This is a genomic window from Pseudomonas sp. CLCA07 (assembly GCF_053615335.1).
Genome location: NZ_CM132131.1, coordinates 1,046,729 through 1,064,149, shown reverse-complemented (window position 1 = coordinate 1,064,149; position 17,421 = coordinate 1,046,729). Strand labels below are relative to the sequence as shown.

The 17,421-nt window shown below is 58.2% G+C and carries 14 protein-coding genes; 9 read left to right on the top strand and 5 right to left on the bottom strand.

Annotation, left to right across the window (positions count from 1 at the left end; all coding sequences use genetic code 11):
- Positions 1 to 44 precede the first annotated feature (44 nt).
- Positions 45 to 1,529 carry a 2-methylcitrate dehydratase gene (prpD, locus tag ACWGZX_RS04830; RefSeq protein ID WP_452627490.1) on the top strand — a complete coding sequence of 495 codons (1,485 nt, stop codon included), beginning with the start codon at positions 45 to 47 and terminating at the stop codon, positions 1,527 to 1,529.
- Positions 1,530 to 1,651: 122 nt separating this feature from the next.
- On the opposite strand, the gene ppsR is transcribed toward prpD, so the two are convergent.
- Positions 1,652 to 2,470, bottom strand: a complete 819-nt coding sequence (gene ppsR, locus ACWGZX_RS04825) for a posphoenolpyruvate synthetase regulatory kinase/phosphorylase PpsR (RefSeq protein ID WP_223516734.1) — start codon at positions 2,468 to 2,470, stop codon at positions 1,652 to 1,654.
- A gap of 174 nt (positions 2,471 to 2,644) precedes the next feature.
- On the opposite strand from ppsR, the gene ppsA reads away from it, so the two are divergent.
- The 8 genes from ppsA to ACWGZX_RS04785 all read left to right on the top strand — a co-directional run bounded on the left by ppsA (position 2,645) and on the right by ACWGZX_RS04785 (position 10,857).
- A complete protein-coding gene (ppsA, locus tag ACWGZX_RS04820) occupies positions 2,645 to 5,020 on the top strand; it encodes a phosphoenolpyruvate synthase (RefSeq protein WP_452627489.1) in 2,376 nt (791 codons plus the stop codon).
- Between the two features lie 248 nt (positions 5,021 to 5,268).
- A complete protein-coding gene (locus tag ACWGZX_RS04815) occupies positions 5,269 to 6,258 on the top strand; it encodes an alpha/beta fold hydrolase (RefSeq protein ID WP_452627488.1) in 990 nt (329 codons plus the stop codon).
- 120 nt (positions 6,259 to 6,378) lie between these two features.
- On the top strand, positions 6,379 to 6,870 hold the full coding sequence (gene rraA, locus ACWGZX_RS04810; protein WP_027922555.1) for a ribonuclease E activity regulator RraA: 492 nt from the start codon (positions 6,379 to 6,381) through the stop codon (positions 6,868 to 6,870).
- A 24-nt stretch (positions 6,871 to 6,894) separates the two neighbouring features.
- Positions 6,895 to 7,890, top strand: a complete 996-nt coding sequence (locus tag ACWGZX_RS04805; RefSeq protein ID WP_452627487.1) for a zinc transporter ZntB — start codon at positions 6,895 to 6,897, stop codon at positions 7,888 to 7,890.
- A 63-nt stretch (positions 7,891 to 7,953) separates the two neighbouring features.
- On the top strand, positions 7,954 to 8,202 hold the full coding sequence (locus ACWGZX_RS04800) for a CrfX protein (RefSeq protein WP_223516729.1): 249 nt from the start codon (positions 7,954 to 7,956) through the stop codon (positions 8,200 to 8,202).
- Position 8,203: 1 nt separating this feature from the next.
- Entirely contained in the window at positions 8,204 to 9,028 is an 825-nt protein-coding gene (locus ACWGZX_RS04795) for a mechanosensitive ion channel family protein (RefSeq protein WP_008027407.1), read from the top strand.
- Positions 9,029 to 9,115: 87 nt separating this feature from the next.
- A complete protein-coding gene (gene sigX, locus ACWGZX_RS04790; RefSeq protein ID WP_223516727.1) occupies positions 9,116 to 9,706 on the top strand; it encodes an RNA polymerase sigma factor SigX in 591 nt (196 codons plus the stop codon).
- 107 nt (positions 9,707 to 9,813) lie between these two features.
- Positions 9,814 to 10,857: an OmpA family protein gene (locus tag ACWGZX_RS04785; RefSeq protein ID WP_452627486.1), complete on the top strand. Its 1,044-nt coding sequence runs from the start codon at positions 9,814 to 9,816 to the stop codon at positions 10,855 to 10,857.
- 85 nt (positions 10,858 to 10,942) lie between these two features.
- On the opposite strand, the gene cobA is transcribed toward ACWGZX_RS04785, so the two are convergent.
- From cobA to nirB, 4 genes are read right to left on the bottom strand one after another with little or no spacing between them, the layout of a single operon-like run.
- Positions 10,943 to 11,707, bottom strand: coding sequence for a uroporphyrinogen-III C-methyltransferase (gene cobA, locus ACWGZX_RS04780; RefSeq protein WP_452627485.1), 765 nt, complete (start codon positions 11,705 to 11,707; stop codon positions 10,943 to 10,945).
- A 10-nt stretch (positions 11,708 to 11,717) separates the two neighbouring features.
- Positions 11,718 to 14,435 (bottom strand): nitrate reductase, encoded by a 2,718-nt coding sequence (locus ACWGZX_RS04775; RefSeq protein ID WP_452627484.1) that lies wholly within the window; start codon positions 14,433 to 14,435, stop codon positions 11,718 to 11,720.
- Positions 14,435 to 14,752, bottom strand: coding sequence for a nitrite reductase small subunit NirD (gene nirD, locus ACWGZX_RS04770; protein WP_452627483.1), 318 nt, complete (start codon positions 14,750 to 14,752; stop codon positions 14,435 to 14,437). Before nirD ends, ACWGZX_RS04775 begins: the two co-directional genes overlap by 1 nt.
- Positions 14,749 to 17,202, bottom strand: a complete 2,454-nt coding sequence (nirB, locus tag ACWGZX_RS04765; protein ID WP_452627482.1) for a nitrite reductase large subunit NirB — start codon at positions 17,200 to 17,202, stop codon at positions 14,749 to 14,751. Before nirB ends, nirD begins: the two co-directional genes overlap by 4 nt.
- Positions 17,203 to 17,421 lie beyond the last annotated feature (219 nt).

The window sequence follows — 17,421 nt, the reverse complement described above, 5'->3', positions numbered from 1 at the left end:
GAACCGAGGTCCCATCAACGAACCACGTGCAGAGTGAATCGAACATGAGCGCCAACGTTGACCTCAACAATCGTCCAGACTACGACCCGGTCTTGCAGGACATTGCCGATTACGTCCTGAATTACAAAGTCGAGTCCCGGGAAGCCCTCGATACCGCGCGCAACTGCCTGATGGACACCCTCGGATGCGGCTTGCTGGCGCTGCGTTTTCCCGAGTGCGCCAAACATTTGGGCCCGATTGTCGAAGGCACTGTTGTCCCGTTCGGCGCTCGCGTACCGGGCACAAGCTATCGCCTCGATCCGGTCAAGGCAGCCTGGGACATCGGGTGCATTGTGCGCTGGCTCGACTACAACGACACCTGGCTCGCGGCTGAATGGGGTCATCCGTCGGATAATCTCGGCGGCATTCTCGCGGTGGCGGATCACTTGTCGCAAAAGCGTCTGGCCAATGGTGATGCGCCATTGACGGTTCGCGTGGTCCTCGAAGCAATGATCATGGCCCATGAGATTCAAGGCGTAATCGCCCTGGAAAACTCCTTCAACCGCGTCGGTCTCGATCACGTCATCCTGGTAAAAGTCGCCTCGACCGCCGTCACCGCCAAACTGATGGGCGCCAACCGCGAGCAGATGCTCTCGGCGTTGTCCCATGCATTCGCTGACGGTCAGGCATTGCGCACTTATCGCCATGCGCCGAATGCCGGCTCACGCAAATCATGGGCGGCGGGAGATGCGTCCAGTCGTGGTGTACGTCTCGCGGACATTGCGATGCGTGGCGAGATGGGCATTCCCGGTGTGTTGAGTGCCAAGCAGTGGGGCTTTTACGACGTATTGTTCAGCCACACCAACAACGACCTGGCGCTTAAGCCCGAAGACAAACAGGCTTTCAGTTTCTCGCGGCCATACGGCAGTTATGTGATGGAAAACGTGCTGTTCAAGATCAGTTTCCCCGCCGAGTTCCATGCGCAAACGGCATGCGAAGCGGCAGTCACCTTGCATCCGCAGGTTCGAAACCGTCTGCACGATATCGACAGGATCGTCATCACCACCCACGAATCGGCGATTCGCATTATTTCCAAGGTTGGTCCGTTGGCAAACGCCGCCGACCGCGATCACTGTATCCAGTACATGACCGCCGTGCCGCTGGCCTTCGGCAATCTGGTGGCGGAGCACTACGAGGACGATTTCCACAAGGCGCATCCGATCATCGATGTGTTGCGCGACAAGATGGTTATCGTCGAGGAACCACGTTACACCCGTGAATATCTGGAGGCCGACAAGCGCTCGATTGCCAATGCGCTGCAGGTGTTTTTCAAGGACGGGTCCAGCACTGAGAACGTGGTGGTGGAGTACCCGATCGGGCATCGTCGGCGCCGGGTTGAAGGTATCCCGTTGCTGGAGGACAAGTTCAAGGCGAATTTGCTGACACGATTCACCGGTCAGCGCAGCGAGGAGATTGTCGCGTTGTGCAAGGATCAGCAGAAGCTTGAAGCGACACCGGTGAACCGGTTTGTGGATTTATTTGTTATCTAGGAGACCGTGTGATCGTTCATCGCGGGCAAGCCACGCTCCCACATTTGGAATACGTTCCCTGTGGGAGCGGCGGTGCGACGATTCGACTTGCCCGCGATGGCGATATAACAGGCGACGCAGAACTACTTGAACCGCCGCTCCACCCCTTTTTCCACAAGGATTTTCGCGGAAATCTCTTCCACCGAAAAATGCGTGGAATTGATGTGGGCAATGTTCTCGCGGCGGAACAGGTTTTCCACCTCGCGCACTTCAAACTCGCACTGGGCATAGCTTGAATAACGGCTGTTAGGCTTGCGCTCGTTGCGGATCGCGGTAAGGCGGTCCGGGTCGATGGTCAGGCCAAACAGCTTGTGCTGATGGGCGCGCAGGGCGCTTGGCAGGGTCAGGCGTTCCATGTCGTCTTCGGTCAGCGGGTAGTTGGCCGCGCGGATGCCGAATTGCATGGCCATGTACAGACAGGTCGGGGTCTTGCCGCAACGCGACACGCCGACAAGGATCAAATCGGCCTTGTCGTAGTAGTGCGTGCGGGCGCCATCGTCGTTGTCGAGGGCGAAGTTCACCGCCTCGATGCGTTCCATGTAATTGGTGTTGGCACCGATGGAGTGGGATTTGCCCACGGTGTAAGAAGAATGCTCGGTCAATTCCTGCTCAAGCGGTGCCAGGAACGTCGAGAAAATGTCGATCATGAAACCATTAGAGGTTGCGAGGATCTCACGGATGTCTTGATTGACAATGGTGTCGAAAATAATCGGCCGGAAGCCGTCGGTTTCGGCGGCTTTGTTGATTTGTTGTACCATGGCCCGCGCTTTATCCACGTTGTCGATGTACGGCCGCGTGAATTTGCTAAAGGTAATGTTTTCGAACTGCGCCAGGAGGCTTTGACCCAGGGTTTCGGCCGTGATGCCGGTACCGTCGGAAATAAAGAAAGCAGATCGTTTCATTTGCACCTTGGGCCTTAAGCTAATGACGAATCTTGGATATGATAGGCGCGGTTTGTCGGCCGCCAGTGGCCCGCATTCTCACTTATTTTCCAGGTCCAGGCCATACAGCTGGCAAACGCTCCTTTGAGCAGCCGGCTTCTGAGCTTTTCCAACACAGTTAGTGGAGAGATCACCTTGGTAGAGTACGTAGTTTCCCTCGATAAGCTCGGCAAACACGATGTTGAGCATGTGGGGGGCAAGAACGCATCCCTGGGCGAGATGATCAGTAACCTGGCAGGTGCCGGTGTTTCGGTGCCCGGTGGATTCGCCACGACAGCTCAGGCTTATCGTGATTTTCTGGAACTGAGCGGCTTGAACGATCAGATCCACGCCGCCCTCGATGCCCTGGATGTCGACGATGTCAACGCCCTGGCCCGCACTGGCGCCCAGATCCGTCAATGGATCATGGAAGCCGAATTCCCCGAGAAGCTCAACGCCGAGATCCGCACTGCGTTCGCCACGCTGTCGGCCGGCAACCCTGACATGGCCGTGGCCGTGCGCTCTTCCGCTACCGCCGAAGACTTGCCGGACGCGTCCTTCGCCGGTCAGCAGGAAACTTTCCTGAACATCCGTGGTGTCGAAAACGTCATTCGCGCCGCCAAGGAGGTGTTCGCTTCCCTGTTTAACGACCGTGCGATTTCCTACCGTGTGCACCAGGGCTTCGACCACAAGTTGGTGGCTCTGTCGGCCGGCGTTCAGCGCATGGTCCGCTCCGAGACCGGCACGGCCGGCGTGATGTTCACCCTCGATACCGAATCGGGCTTCCGTGACGTCGTGTTCATCACCGGCGCCTACGGCCTGGGTGAAACCGTCGTACAAGGCGCGGTGAACCCGGATGAGTTCTACGTGCACAAAGGCACGCTGGCTGCTGGTCGTCCAGCTATCCTGCGCCGCAACCTGGGCAGCAAAGCCATCAAGATGATCTACGGCGAAGTCGCCACGGCCGGCAAATCGGTCAAGACCATCGACGTCGACAAGGCGGATCGCGCTCGCTTCTGCCTGAGCGATGCCGAAGTCAGCGAACTGGCCAAGCAAGCGATGATCATCGAGAAGCACTACCAGTGCCCGATGGACATCGAGTGGGCCAAAGACGGCGACGACGGCAAGCTCTACATCGTTCAGGCCCGCCCTGAAACCGTGAAGAGCCGCACTCAGGCCAACGTCATGGAGCGTTACCTGTTGAAAGAAACCGGCACTGTGCTGGTTGAAGGTCGCGCCATCGGCCAGCGCATCGGCGCCGGCAAGGTCCGCATCATCAAGGACGTGTCCGAGATGGACAAAGTCCAGCCGGGCGACGTTCTGGTTTCCGACATGACCGACCCGGACTGGGAACCGGTCATGAAGCGCGCCAGCGCCATCGTCACCAACCGTGGCGGTCGTACCTGCCACGCGGCGATCATCGCTCGCGAACTGGGCATCCCGGCCGTGGTTGGTTGCGGCAACGCCACCCAGCTGTTGAAAGACGGCCAGGGCGTGACTGTTTCCTGCGCTGAAGGCGACACCGGTTACATCTTCGAAGGCGAACTGGGCTTCGACATCAAGAAAAACTCCGTCGATGCCATGCCGGACCTGCCGTTCAAGATCATGATGAACGTCGGCAACCCGGACCGCGCCTTCGACTTCGCGCAACTGCCGAACGCCGGTGTGGGCCTGGCCCGTCTGGAATTCATCATCAACCGCATGATCGGCGTTCACCCGAAAGCGCTGTTGAACTACGACGGTCTGCCGCAGGACATCAAGGACAGCGTCGACAAGCGCATCGCCGGTTACAACGACCCGGTCGACTTCTACGTCGACAAACTGGTGGAAGGCATCAGCACCCTGGCTGCAGCGTTCACGCCGAAAAAGGTCATCGTGCGTCTGTCGGACTTCAAGTCCAACGAGTACGCGAACCTGATCGGCGGCAAGCTCTACGAGCCGGAAGAAGAAAACCCGATGCTGGGCTTCCGTGGCGCTTCGCGTTACATCAGCGAATCGTTCCGTGACTGCTTCGAGCTCGAGTGCCGCGCCCTCAAGCGTGTGCGCAACGAGATGGGCCTGACCAACGTCGAAATCATGGTGCCGTTCGTCCGTACCCTGGGCGAAGCCAGCCAAGTGATCGATCTGCTGGCCGAAAACGGTCTGGCTCGCGGCGAAAACGGTCTGCGCATCATCATGATGTGCGAACTGCCATCCAACGCGATCCTCGCTGAAGAGTTCCTCGAATTCTTCGACGGCTTCTCGATCGGTTCCAACGACCTGACTCAGCTGACGCTGGGCCTGGACCGTGACTCCGGGATCATCGCGCACCTGTTCGACGAGCGTAATCCGGCGGTCAAGAAGCTGCTGGCCAACGCCATTGCCGCGTGCAACAAGGCTGGCAAGTACATCGGCATTTGCGGTCAGGGGCCTTCGGATCACCCGGACCTGGCCAAGTGGCTGATGGAGCAGGGCATTGAAAGCGTTTCGTTGAACCCCGATTCCGTACTGGAAACCTGGTTCTTCCTGGCTGAAGGTCAGGCTTCGGCTTGATCTGAATGAAGCCCCGGTCAAGTGGCCGGGGCTTTAAAACTCTGTGTCCTATCTCGGCAATGCGTTCAATTTTGACGTGTGGATTTTGCTGGCAGGCAAGGCGCCGCGACGAGTCATAGCTTGCTATGGCGAGGAGCGGCAACGCAGCATGCCAGCAAAAGACGCCGTCAAAATTGAACAGTCATTGTCGAGATAGGACTCATGGGCGGGCTCCAATTGGATGCCGCCCTTTTTTGTGCAAGAGCATTATGCAAAGCAGCAGCAACCTATTTCCTGTCGCCCTGATCAGCGCCGAACGACGCGGCGATCTGAGCGAAGATGTTTATCGATTGAAACCGGCCAACAGCCCGGACCCTAGCGTCGAGCTGGCCGTTACCCGGCTGGGCATGGCCGATGGACCGGTGGGGCGCGGTGTGCCGGTGATTCTGTTGCACGGCAGCTTCTCCAATCGGCGCTTCTGGTTTTCCCCGAAAGGGCTGGGGTTGGGTGCTTACCTGACGCGTCTGGGATTCGACGTGTGGATCCCGGAAATGCGCGGCCATGGCCTGTCCCAGCGTAACCAGGGCTACCGCAAGAACCGTGTCGCTGATTACGCTCGTTACGATCTGCCAGCCATTGGCGCGTTTGTGCGTGAGCAAAGCGGTCAGGTTCCGCACTGGATCGGTCACTCACTGGGCGGTATCACGCTGGCAGCGGCGTTGGGCGGTGAGTACATCGGCGAGCCTGTGGTGGCGTCTGCGGCGTTCTTTGGTGCGCAGGTCAGCCGGACCTACTGGCCATTGAAAATTCCACCGGTGGAATGGAGCGGGCGTTTTATTCTCAAGCGCTTTGCACAGCTGTCGGGATCCCGGCTCAAGCGCGGTCCGGAGGACGAGCCGATTGGCCTGGCCCTGGAAAGCATGCGCTGGTACGGCTTGTTTGGGCGATTCGGCGATGCCGACAAGGACTGGTGGGCCGGGTTGGCCGACGTTGCCATGCCGGTTTTGGCGGTGAGCGCTGTTGGGGATCATCAGGACCCGACGTGGGCGTGTCGCAAACTGTTCGACCAGATCGGTTCCGAGCACAAGCAATTCATCAGCCTCGGTCGCGAGCAGGGCTTTGGCGACAATTTTGGTCACGTTGAAATGCTGGTCAGCAAAGCCGCTCAAGCCGAAGTCTGGCCGTTGGTGGCGCGTTGGCTGGGCGATCAACAGACGCCTTTGATGGGCGACAAGCAGGATCTGGCCACGGCAATTTGAAGCCGATGCTCTAACAAGGGCATTCCGCTCTGTTCGGCTTGCGGCTAAGATATGACGCATTGAGCTATTTTGGTCACGTTCGACACCCTCGATTGTCTTCCTCTTTACAGGAGTTTCTCGATGAACCATTACCTCACGCCTGACCTGTGCGACGCCTATCCGGAGCTGGTGCAGGTGCTGGAACCGATGTTCAGCAATTTCGGTGGCCGTGACTCTTTCGGCGGCGAAATCGTGACCATCAAGTGCTTCGAAGACAACTCGCTGGTCAAGGAACAAGCCGAGCTCAAGGGCAATGGCAAGGTGTTGGTGGTTGACGGTGGCGGTTCCCTGCGTCGTGCGCTGCTGGGCGACATGATCGCCGAGAAAGCCGCGAAAAACGGTTGGGAAGGGTTGGTGATCTACGGTTGCATCCGTGACGTCGACGTCATTGCACAAACGGATCTGGGTGTTCAGGCGTTGGCCAGCCATCCGATGAAAACCGACAAGCGCGGAATCGGCGATCTCAACGTAGCGGTGACCTTTGCGGGAGTGACGTTCCATCCAGGCCATTACATCTATGCGGACAACAACGGCGTGATCATCTCGCCAAGCCCGCTGAAAATGCCTGAATAAACAGAAACCAACAAAGGGATGCGGATGTTCGAGGAAGAAAACGCGCAGTGGGGCCTGGTGCATGCCCTGGTGCTGGACGGTAAAGGCGGTGCGCGTTCGATAGCCCGGACTGAGCTCGATGACTTGCAGCTACAGGCCCATGAAAGCCTGTGGCTGCACTGGGATCGCAGTCATCCGCAAACCCAGACCTGGCTGCGTAAATCCAGCGGTCTGAGTGAATTCAGCTGTGACCTTTTACTCGAAGAAAACACCCGGCCGCGCCTGTTGCCCTTGCCGGACGCCGAACTGTTGCTGTTTCTGCGTGGGGTCAACCTGAACCCCGGCGCAGAACCGGAAGACATGGTCTCGGTGCGAATCTTCGCCTCGGCCCAGCGCGTTATCTCCTTGCGTCTGCGCCCCTTGCGCGCAACCGATGAATTGCTGGTGCAACTCACTGATGGCAAAGGGCCGAAAACCGCCTCCGAACTCGTCTTGTGTATGGCGCAATACCTCACCAACAAAGTGCAGGACCTGGTCAGTTGCCTCTCGGAAGTGGTCGATGAGGAAGAAGAAAAACTGGATGCCGACGAACGGTATACTCCCGAACACGGCGCCATATTGCAGATCCGTCGCAGGGCGGCTGCACTGAAACGTTTCCTTGCACCTCAACGGGATATTTTTGGGCAGATGACGCGTATAAAGCTGCCCTGGTTTGTCGACGACGACGGCGATTACTGGAACGAATTGAACAACAGCCTGACCCGCTACCTTGAGGAGCTGGAATTGACCCGGGAGCGGGTGGGGCTGGTCCTTGAGGCTGAAGACAGACGCTTGAGCGTGCGCATGAACCGCACGATGTATCGTTTCGGGATCATCACCGGGATCTTTTTGCCGATGAGTTTTCTGACCGGTCTTTTGGGGATCAACGTGGGTGGCATTCCGTTCTCTGCCAGTCCCTATGGCTTCCTGATTGCGTGCCTGATGATGGTCTCGGTGGCGCTCGGACAGTGGTGGTTATTTCGACGTTTGCGCTGGGTCTGAAGATGAGTCATGTGACCCGAGCAAATTTGATCGCGTCTTTCACAGACATCACGAGAGGTGCGTATGCACGATCCGTTTGAACAGTCTTTGCGCGACATGCTCAATGCATCACCGTCCACCCGGGACGACGATGCGTGCCTTGGGCGTGTACTGAAAACCGCCAACCGCCAGGTCGGCGCTGGTGATCTGTTCAGCCTGCTGGGTCGCTGGTTGCCCGCGCTGATGATTGCCCTCAATAGCGGCTCGGCCCACGTCTCGCCGGTATCCCGTCACCGTAAACCTACCGTTCGCACCGCTGATAAGGCTGATTAATATGGAACTTGATCTCTGGACTCAGAGCCTCGTCACTGCAATGACTGCGTTATGGACCAAGGTTGCGAACTTCATTCCGAACCTGTTCGGCGCACTGGTGGTGCTGCTGTTGGGTTTCGTCGTGGCGAAACTTTTGGACACTTTATTGTCCAAGCTGCTCGCCAAGCTGGGGCTCGATCGCCTGATGGGCGGCACCGGGCTGACTAAGTTGTTGTCCCGCGCCGGTCTTCAAGTACCGATCTCGACCCTGATCGGCAAAATTGTCTATTGGTTCGTTCTGCTAATTTTTCTGGTTTCTGCCGCAGAATCTCTTGGCCTTGAGCGAGTTTCAGCTACGCTGGATATGCTAGCTCTGTATTTGCCGAAGGTATTTGGCGCAGCACTGGTGTTGCTGGTGGGTGTTTTGCTGGCACAACTGGCCAATGGATTGGTGCGCGGCGCAGCAGAAGGCGTAGGACTGGACTACGCTGCAGGATTGGGACGAATTGCGCAGGGGCTGGTGATTATCATCAGCATTTCGGTTGCGATCAGTCAGTTGGAGGTCAAGACTGACCTCTTGAACCATGTGATCGTCATCGTATTGATTACCGTTGGTCTGGCGGTTGCGCTGGCCATGGGGTTGGGAAGCCGGGAAATCGCCGGTCAGATTCTTGCGGGAATCTATGTGCGAGAGCTATATCAGGTTGGGCAACAAGTGCGTGTTGGCGAGGTTGAGGGGCAGATCGAAGAGATCGGCACGGTTAAAACTACATTGCTGACCGATGAGGGTGAGCTAGTCTCTCTCTCGAATCGGATTCTCCTGGAGCAGCATGTAAGTAGCCGCTAACGCGGCAAACCCTGCTAACGTATGCCGCCGCAAAATGTCCTGAAAGGGCTGCGGCGGACATTGACCTGACTGTCGGCCCGACTTGTTTTGAATAAAGCTCAATCGCTCTCCACGCGCTACGACCCCCGCGAGCTCTCTGATGAGGAGTTGGTCGCGCGCTCGCATACCGAGCTGTTTCACGTAACGCGTGCATATGAAGAACTGATGCGGCGTTACCAGCGAACATTATTTAATGTCTGTGCCCGATACCTTGGGAACGATCGCGACGCAGACGATGTCTGTCAGGAAGTGATGCTGAAGGTGCTGTATGGCTTGAAGAACTTTGAAGGGAAATCGAAGTTCAAGACGTGGCTATATAGCATCACGTATAACGAATGCATCACACAGTATCGGAAGGAACGGCGAAAGCGTCGCTTGATGGACGCTTTAAGTCTGGACCCCCTCGAGGAAGCATCTGAAGAAAAGATGCCGAAACCTGAGGATAAGGGTGGACTTGATCGCTGGCTTGTGTATGTAAACCCGATTGACCGTGAAATTTTGGTGCTACGATTTGTCGCAGAGCTGGAATTTCAGGAGATCGCGGATATTATGCATATGGGATTGAGTGCAACAAAAATGCGGTACAAACGCGCTCTTGATAAATTGCGTGAGAAATTTGCAGACAGTGCTGAAACTTAGTTCAGCGCAAATATCTCTTACGTGTAGGCTAGTTCTGATAGACTAGCCGCCGAGTTGTCCCCCGGTTTGAGGGACTGCTTTACAATCACCAGATGGGGATTTAACGGATGAAACTGAAAAACACCTTGGGCTTGGCCATTGGTACTCTTATTGCCGCTACTTCTTTCGGCGTTCTGGCACAAGGCCAAGGCGCTTTTGAAGGCGAGCTTAACTACGGGAAAAAGTACAACGACAGCGTTAACGACGTTGAAGACGGTTACACTCCTGGCGCCTCCATCGGTTACTTCTTGACCGACGATGTATCGGTGAACTTCACCTACAACGCTGAAGACTACACCCGTTCGGACAACAACACTGGCAATCAGAAAATCGAAGGCGACAGCTTCGGTCTGAACACTCAATACCACTTCAACAACGCTGGCGACGCTCTGCGTCCTTACGTTCAAGGTGGTGTTAAGCACGGCAGCATGACCAACGTTAAAGCTAACGGCCACAGCGGTCGTGACCAGTCGACTTTCCTGACTGCTGGCGCTGGCCTGAAGTACTACTTCGTGGAAAACGTCTACGCCCGTGCTGGCGTAGAAGCTGACTACAAGCTGGACAACGGCCGTTGGGACTACATTCCTTCCATCGGCCTGGGCGTGAACTTCGGTGGCGGCAACAAGCCAGTTGCTGCAGCTCCAGCTCCAGAAGTTTGCTCCGACAGCGACAACGATGGCGTGTGCGACAACGTTGACAAGTGCCCAGACACCCCAGCCAACGTAACTGTTGACGCTGATGGCTGCCCGGCAGTTGCTGAAGTTGTTCGTGTTGAGCTGGACGTGAAATTCGCCTTCGACAAGTCGGTAGTCCAGCCAAACAGCTACGCTGACATCAAGAACCTGGCTGATTTCATGAAGCAGTACCCAGCCACCAGCACTACTGTTGAAGGTCACACTGACAACGTCGGTCCTGACGCTTACAACCAGAAACTGTCCGAGCGTCGTGCAAACGCCGTTAAGCAAGTTCTGACCAACCAGTACGGTGTTGAATCGTCGCGCGTTCAGTCTGTTGGCTACGGCGAATCCCGCCCAGTTGCTAGCAACGATACCGCTGAAGGTCGTGCTGTAAACCGTCGCGTAGAAGCGCAGGTTGAAGCTAACGCTAAGTAATTAGCGCACAGCTCTGAGAAAAGCCCGGCTTAGGCCGGGCTTTTCTTTGTCTGCGATTTGGTGAAATGGAGTGATTCAGGCAGCTTTACGCTGATTGATCCGCCGTCATCGCAGGCAAGCCGTGCTCCCACAGGGATCGAGTCGCACAGGCCGCGACCGCGCCAATCACCAGGATGGCCGGGCTTTTCAGTTCGAAGGCACAGGCATCTTCTTCCATCGCCTTTAAGCTGCTCCGGCATTCCCTTTGATGCGGCAACGATGCATTTTCAATCATCGCTACCGGCGTATCGGCTGCCATTGCACCAGCCAGCAGTTGCTCACGGATCTCGCTGAGCTTCGCCACACCCATGTAAATCACCAGTGTCGTGCCACCTTGGGCCAGCGCCTGCCAGTTAAGGCTGCTGCCATCCTGAGTGTGGGCGGTGACCAGCGTTACCCCTCGTGCCACGCCGCGCAGGGTTAGCGGAATATCGCATTGCGTCGCGCCAGCCAGCCCGGCAGTGATGCCATTGACCAGTTCAACCTCGACACCACGTTCGCGCAACCACTGTGCTTCTTCACCACCACGCCCGAAGATGCACGGGTCGCCACCCTTGAGCCGAACCACGCATTTGCCGTGACGGGCATAACGCAACATCAAACGATGAATGAATTCTTGCGGAGTAGAGCGACAGCCACCGCGCTTACCCACAGGAATAATCCTCGCGCCGCAGCAGTGCTCCAGCACCGCGTCGTTGACCAGATCGTCGATCAGCACCACATCCGCTTCTCTCAATGCCCGAACAGCTTTGAGCGTCAGTAATTCAGGGTCACCGGGACCCGCACCCACCAGCCAGACTTTTGCGCTCATAGTGTTTTCCTCACGAGATGGCGGCTTGCGGCTGCGCGGTGGCGGCCAGCAAACGCTTGATTTCCGGGACGCAGGAACCGCATTGCGTGCCGCAACCCAATTCTTGTTTCAACCCCTGCAAGTCCAGGCCACGACGAATGCCGGCGCAGACCGCGTTTTGGCTGACGTTTTTGCAGTTGCACAGGGTTTTGTTGCCGGTCGCTTCGGCATCGACCTGGCCCGGCGGGGCACTTAGTGGCGCGAGCAGCCAACGCCGTAGCTGTTCATCGGCGCGACCTTCGAGCCAGAGGTTCTGCAGCCAGTGTCGGGCGAGGGTTTCACCCGCCAAACGGATCGTAGTGATCCGGCCGTTCTCGATCCGCACCCGCTTACCGATGGAGCGTCGTGGGTCGTCGTAGGCCAGGACCGGGCCGTCATTGAGCCCCAGGCATTGATCGATTTCCCGTAGCAGTTGCGGATCTGGCGCGGTGGGACTGGCAGCGCGTATTAGCAGCGCAGGGCGCTCACGGCCGGCAAGGCTGAGGCTGACGTAGGAAAATGTCTCGCAGAGGGGTCGTAGAGTCTCAAAGTGCTGTTGGACATCGCCCTCTATCAGCGCGAAAAGGTGCCAAGGCAGTTGGACCGGTTCGAGGCGCACGCCGCTGTGTTTCAGCTCCGGTTGTTTCGACAACGGGTCGAAGGCGGGGAGCGTGAGCGTGTTTACGCCACCCTTCAGAAAACGGTCACCAAAATGCATCGGCAAAAAGGCTTGGCCCGGACGCACGCTGTCATCACTGGCGACCGGCACGATCACTGCGCCGCGGCGGCTTTTCAGGCTGATCAGATCACCGGATTGCAGGCGATGCCGGCGCAGTTCATCGGGGTGCAGGCCCAACACGGCTTCGCTGACATGTCCGAACAGCTGCGCGGCGGTGCCGGTGCGGCTCATACCGTGCCATTGATCGCGCAGGCGACCGGTGATCAACGTCAGCGGGAAGCGTGCATCCCGTTGTTCCTTGGCGGCGCGATACGGATCTGCCACGAACTGCGCGCGGCCACTGACGGTCGGGAAAATACCGTCCAGATACAACCGGGCGGTGCCTGCGCTGGAACCCGTAGGAAAAGGCCATTGTTGCGGACCGATTTTGTCGATCAGCGCGTGGCTGATTCCAGACAAATCCAGATCGCGGCCGCGCGTCAGCTGTTTGTATTCGTCGAAAACCTGCGCCGGGGTTTCAAAGGCAAACAGGCTGGGCGCTTCCGGGCGCAGACGTTTCTCCAGACGCTGTGCGAAATCCACCGTGATAGCCCAGTCCGAACGCGCTTCACCGGGTGCGATGATCGCCCGGCGGACGTGGGAAATACGTCGCTCGGAGTTGGTGACCGTGCCGTCTTTTTCACCCCAACTAGCGGCGGGCAGCAGCAGATCGGCGAACGCAGCGGTTTCGGTGGTGCGGAAAGCCTCTTGCAGCACCACGAACGGACAAGTCTCCAAAGCAGCGCGCACGGCAGTCTGATCGGGAAGGGACTGCGCGGGGTTGGTACACGCGATCCATAAGGCTTTGATCTTTCCGCTACCCACCTGCTCAAACAACTCGATGGCGCTCAGCCCCGGGTTTTCTGGCAGGTGATCAACGCCCCAATAAGTCGCCACCTCTGTACGGTGCTGCGCATTGGCGGCGTCGCGATGACCCGGCAGCAGGTTGGACAGACTGCCAGTTTCGCGCCCGCCCATGGCATTTGGCTGACCGGTCAACGAGAAAGGTCCTGCCCCCGGACGGCCAATTTGCCCGGTTGCCAGGTGCAAATTGATCAGTGCGCTGTTTTTTGCGCTACCGGCGGTGGACTGGTTCAGCCCCATGCACCACAACGACAGGAAACTTGGTGAAGTACCGACCCACTCGGCGCATTGCTGCAGTTGTTCACTGCTGATTCCGCACAGCTGCGACACCATCTGCGGTGTGTAATCGCGCACCAGACTCTTCAACTCGGCCAGGCCTTCGGTATGGGCCTTGATGTAGTCGCGGTCGATCCAGTCTTCCCACAGCAGCAGGTGCAAAATCCCATGGAACAAGGCGACATCGGTCCCCGGAAGAATCGCCAGGTGCAGGTCAGCCAAATCGCAGGTGTCGGTACGACGCGGATCGATGACGATGGCTTTCATCTGTGGGCGGCGCAATTTGGCTTCTTCCAGGCGGCGAAACAGTACCGGATGGGCGTAGGCCATGTTGCTGCCGACGATCATCACGCAGTCGCTCAACTCCAGGTCTTCATAGCTGCACGGCGGCGCATCGGCGCCCAGGCTGCGTTTATAGCCGACCACCGCCGACGACATGCACAGCCGCGAATTGCTGTCGATGTTATTGGTGCCCACCAGCGCTCGCGCCAGTTTGTTGAAGGCGTAGTAGTCCTCGGTCAGCAACTGCCCGGAAATGTAGAATGCCACGCTGTCCGGGCCGTGCTCGGCAATGGTTTGGGCGAAAACGCTGGCGGCGTGATCGAGGGCGGTGTCCCAGTCGGTGCGGCCACGCGCCAGGCCTTTGCCGAGGCGCAGTTCGGGGTACAACGCCCGCGCCGTCAAGTCGCCGGTCAAATGCAGGGTTGATCCCTTGCTGCACAACTTGCCGAAGTTGGCCGGGTGCGCCGGATCGCCGCTGACGCCGAGGATGCGCTCGCCGTCATGCTCGATCAGCACCCCGCAGCCGACCCCGCAATAGCAGCAGGTGGACGCGGTGATCTGGCGGTCCATCAGCCTGCGTCCCGCAGGGCCAGCATTACTCGGCCATTTTCGACCCGCGCCGGGTGGTGATGGGCGCAGCCGATGTCCGGGGCCAGGGCTTCGCCGCTTTCCAGATCGATCTGCCAGTTGTGCAGCGGGCAGGCCACACGCTTGCCGTAGATCAAGCCTTGGGACAGCGGCCCGCCCTTGTGCGGGCAGCGGTCGTCGAGGGCGAAAACCTCATCGTCGCTGGTACGAAAAATCGCGATGTCACCTTTGGGGCCGACGATGATCCGTGAACCCAAGGCGTTGATTTCTTCCAGTGCGCAGATATCCAGCCAGTTCATGCCAGCACCTCCAGGTTTTTCACGGGAATGACGTCGAATTCTTTTTTCAGTAGCGGCTGTTCCAGGCGTTCTTTCCACGGATCCTGTTCGAACGACAGAGAGAATTGCAGGCGATCATTGAGCGCCTTGCGTCGCTCCGGGTCTTCCAGCACGGCTTTCTTGATGTGGTCCATGCCGACCCGTTGCAGGTAATGCACGGTACGTTCGAGGTAGAAGGCTTCTTCGCGATAGAGCTGCAGGAACGCGCCGTTGTATTCGCGCACTTCTTCAGCGGTTTTCAATTTGACGAAGAACTCGGCGACTTCGGTTTTAATCCCGCCATTGCCACCGATGTACATCTCCCAACCGGAGTCGACACCGATAATGCCTACGTCCTTGATGCCCGCTTCCGAGCAGTTGCGTGGGCAACCGGAGACCGCCAGTTTCACTTTGTGCGGCGACCACATGTTGAACAGGTCATGCTCCAGTTCGATGCCCAACTGCGTGGAATTCTGCGTGCCGAAACGGCAGAACTCGCTGCCGACGCAGGTCTTCACGGTGCGGATGGATTTGCCGTAGGCATGGCCGGACGGCATGTCGAGGTCCTTCCAGACGCCCGGCAAATCCTGTTTCTTGATCCCCAGCAAGTCGATACGCTGACCGCCGGTGACCTTGACCATCGGCACGTTGTACTTGTCGGCGACGTCGGCGATGCGGCGCAATTCCGAAGGGTTGGTCACACCGCCCCACATCCGCGGGACAACCGAGTAGGTGCCGTCTTTCTGAATGTTGGCGTGGGCGCGTTCGTTGATCAGGCGCGACTGCGGGTCATCCTTGGCTTCGCCCGGCCAGGTAGAAATCAGGTAGTAGTTGAGCGCTGGGCGGCAGGTAGCGCAGCCGTTCGGGGTGCGCCAGTTCAAGTAGCTGATGGTCCCGGCGATCGTCAGTAAATGCTGATCGCGGATGGCCTGGCGGATTTGCCCGTGGTTGAGGTCGCTGCAACCGCAGATGGCTTTTTCGCTTTTCGGTTTGACGTCTGCCGCGCCGCCCACGGTGTTGATCAGGATCTGCTCGACGAGACCGGCGCAGGAGCCGCAGGAGCTGGCCGCCTTGGTGTGTTTCTTGACCTCGTCGACACTGAACAGCCCATGTTCCTGAATCGCTTTGACGATAGTGCCTTTGCACACGCCGTTGCAGCCGCAGACTTCGGCGGTGTCGGCCATGCTCATGGCTTTATCCTGGCCTTGATGTCCTACATCGCCGAGCGCGTTTTCGCCGAACATCAGGTGATCGCGGATCTCGCCAATGGCGTGATTCTCACGAATCTGCCGGAAATACCAACCGCCATCTGCCGTATCGCCGTACAGACAGGCGCCGACCAAAACGTCATCCTTGATCACCAGTTTTTTGTAGACGCCGCCAATCGGGTCGGAGAGGGTGATGGTTTCCGTGCCTTCGCCGCCCATGAAGTCGCCGGCGGAGAACAGGTCAATGCCGGTGACTTTCAATTTGGTCGACGTCACCGAGCCCTGATAGCGTGCGAAGCCCAATTGTGCGAGGTGATTGGCGCAAACCTTGGCTTGCTCGAACAGTGGCGCAACGAGGCCGTAGGCGATGCCGCGATGGCTGGCGCATTCACCGATGGCGTAGACCCGTGGGTCGTAGGTTTGCATCGTGTCGTTGACCAGAATCCCCCGGTTGCAGGGGATGCCGGATTTTTCCGCGAGTTCGGTGTTGGGGCGAATGCCGGCGGCCATCACCACCAGGTCGGCGGGAATGATGTCACCGTTCTTGAATTCAACCGAGCCGACCCGGCCACTGCCCGCATCGTGCAGCGCCTGGGTTTGCTCGCACAGGCGAAAGTGCAGGCCGCGTGCTTCAAGGGCGGTTTGCAGCAACTGGCCGCTGGTCTTGTCGAGTTGCCGCTCCAGCAGCCATTCGCCGATGTGCACCACGGTGACGTGCATGCCGCGCAACATCAGGCCATTGGCGGCTTCCAGACCGAGCAAGCCACCGCCGATGACGACGGCGTGCTTGTGGGTTTTGGCGGTGTTGATCATGGCCTGAGTGTCTGCGATGTCGCGGTAACCGATCACACCCTCCAGAGTGTTGCCGGGGATTGGCAGAATGAATGGGGTCGAGCCGGTGGCGATCAGCAGACGATCGTATTCAGCCTCGCTGCCGTCTTCGGCGATGACCCGGCGTTTGACCCGGTCGATCTCCACCACTTTGCGGTTGAGCAACAGTTTGATGTTGTTGTCCAGGTACCAGTCGAGGTCGTTGAGCACGATCTCTTCGAACGTCTGCTCACCGGCCAGTACCGGCGACAGCAGGATGCGGTTGTAGTTGGTATGGGGTTCGGCGCCGAAGACCGTGATGTCGTAGAGCTCGTTGCTCAGCTTGAGCAGTTCTTCCAGGGTTCGAACCCCGGCCATGCCGTTGCCGATCATCACCAGTTTTAGTTTTTTCATCAGGTTCTCCGGGGAGCTCCGACCCGCCTCATCAGGGCTTCAGGTCTGGCTCGACAAATTTTGCGCAAACAAAAAAAGGCGTCCCGCTAGTTGCCTAGCGAGGACGCCTTTGTCCTGGTCCCGTTCTCTCGGGAAGCGCAACCTTCGTCGTTGAAGGCCGGGCTTTATGTGTAGTGAAAAGGGTAATGCAGTGGTTGTGCCAAGTGCTTCAGGTGGCCG

Bases quoted from the DNA above. Each gene is read 5' to 3' on its own strand.
- prpD (WP_452627490.1), top strand. From the start codon at position 45: ATGAGCGCCAACGTTGACCTCAACAATCGTCCAGACTACGACCCGGTC.
- ppsR (WP_223516734.1), bottom strand. From the start codon at position 2,470: ATGAAACGATCTGCTTTCTTTATTTCCGACGGTACCGGCATCACGGCC.
- ACWGZX_RS04815 (WP_452627488.1), top strand. From the start codon at position 5,269: ATGCAAAGCAGCAGCAACCTATTTCCTGTCGCCCTGATCAGCGCCGAA.
- rraA (WP_027922555.1), top strand. From the start codon at position 6,379: ATGAACCATTACCTCACGCCTGACCTGTGCGACGCCTATCCGGAGCTG.
- ACWGZX_RS04805 (WP_452627487.1), top strand. From the start codon at position 6,895: ATGTTCGAGGAAGAAAACGCGCAGTGGGGCCTGGTGCATGCCCTGGTG.
- ACWGZX_RS04800 (WP_223516729.1), top strand. From the start codon at position 7,954: ATGCACGATCCGTTTGAACAGTCTTTGCGCGACATGCTCAATGCATCA.
- ACWGZX_RS04795 (WP_008027407.1), top strand. From the start codon at position 8,204: ATGGAACTTGATCTCTGGACTCAGAGCCTCGTCACTGCAATGACTGCG.
- ACWGZX_RS04785 (WP_452627486.1), top strand. From the start codon at position 9,814: ATGAAACTGAAAAACACCTTGGGCTTGGCCATTGGTACTCTTATTGCC.
- cobA (WP_452627485.1), bottom strand. From the start codon at position 11,707: ATGAGCGCAAAAGTCTGGCTGGTGGGTGCGGGTCCCGGTGACCCTGAA.
- ACWGZX_RS04775 (WP_452627484.1), bottom strand. From the start codon at position 14,435: ATGGACCGCCAGATCACCGCGTCCACCTGCTGCTATTGCGGGGTCGGC.
- nirD (WP_452627483.1), bottom strand. From the start codon at position 14,752: ATGAACTGGCTGGATATCTGCGCACTGGAAGAAATCAACGCCTTGGGT.
- nirB (WP_452627482.1), bottom strand. From the start codon at position 17,202: ATGAAAAAACTAAAACTGGTGATGATCGGCAACGGCATGGCCGGGGTT.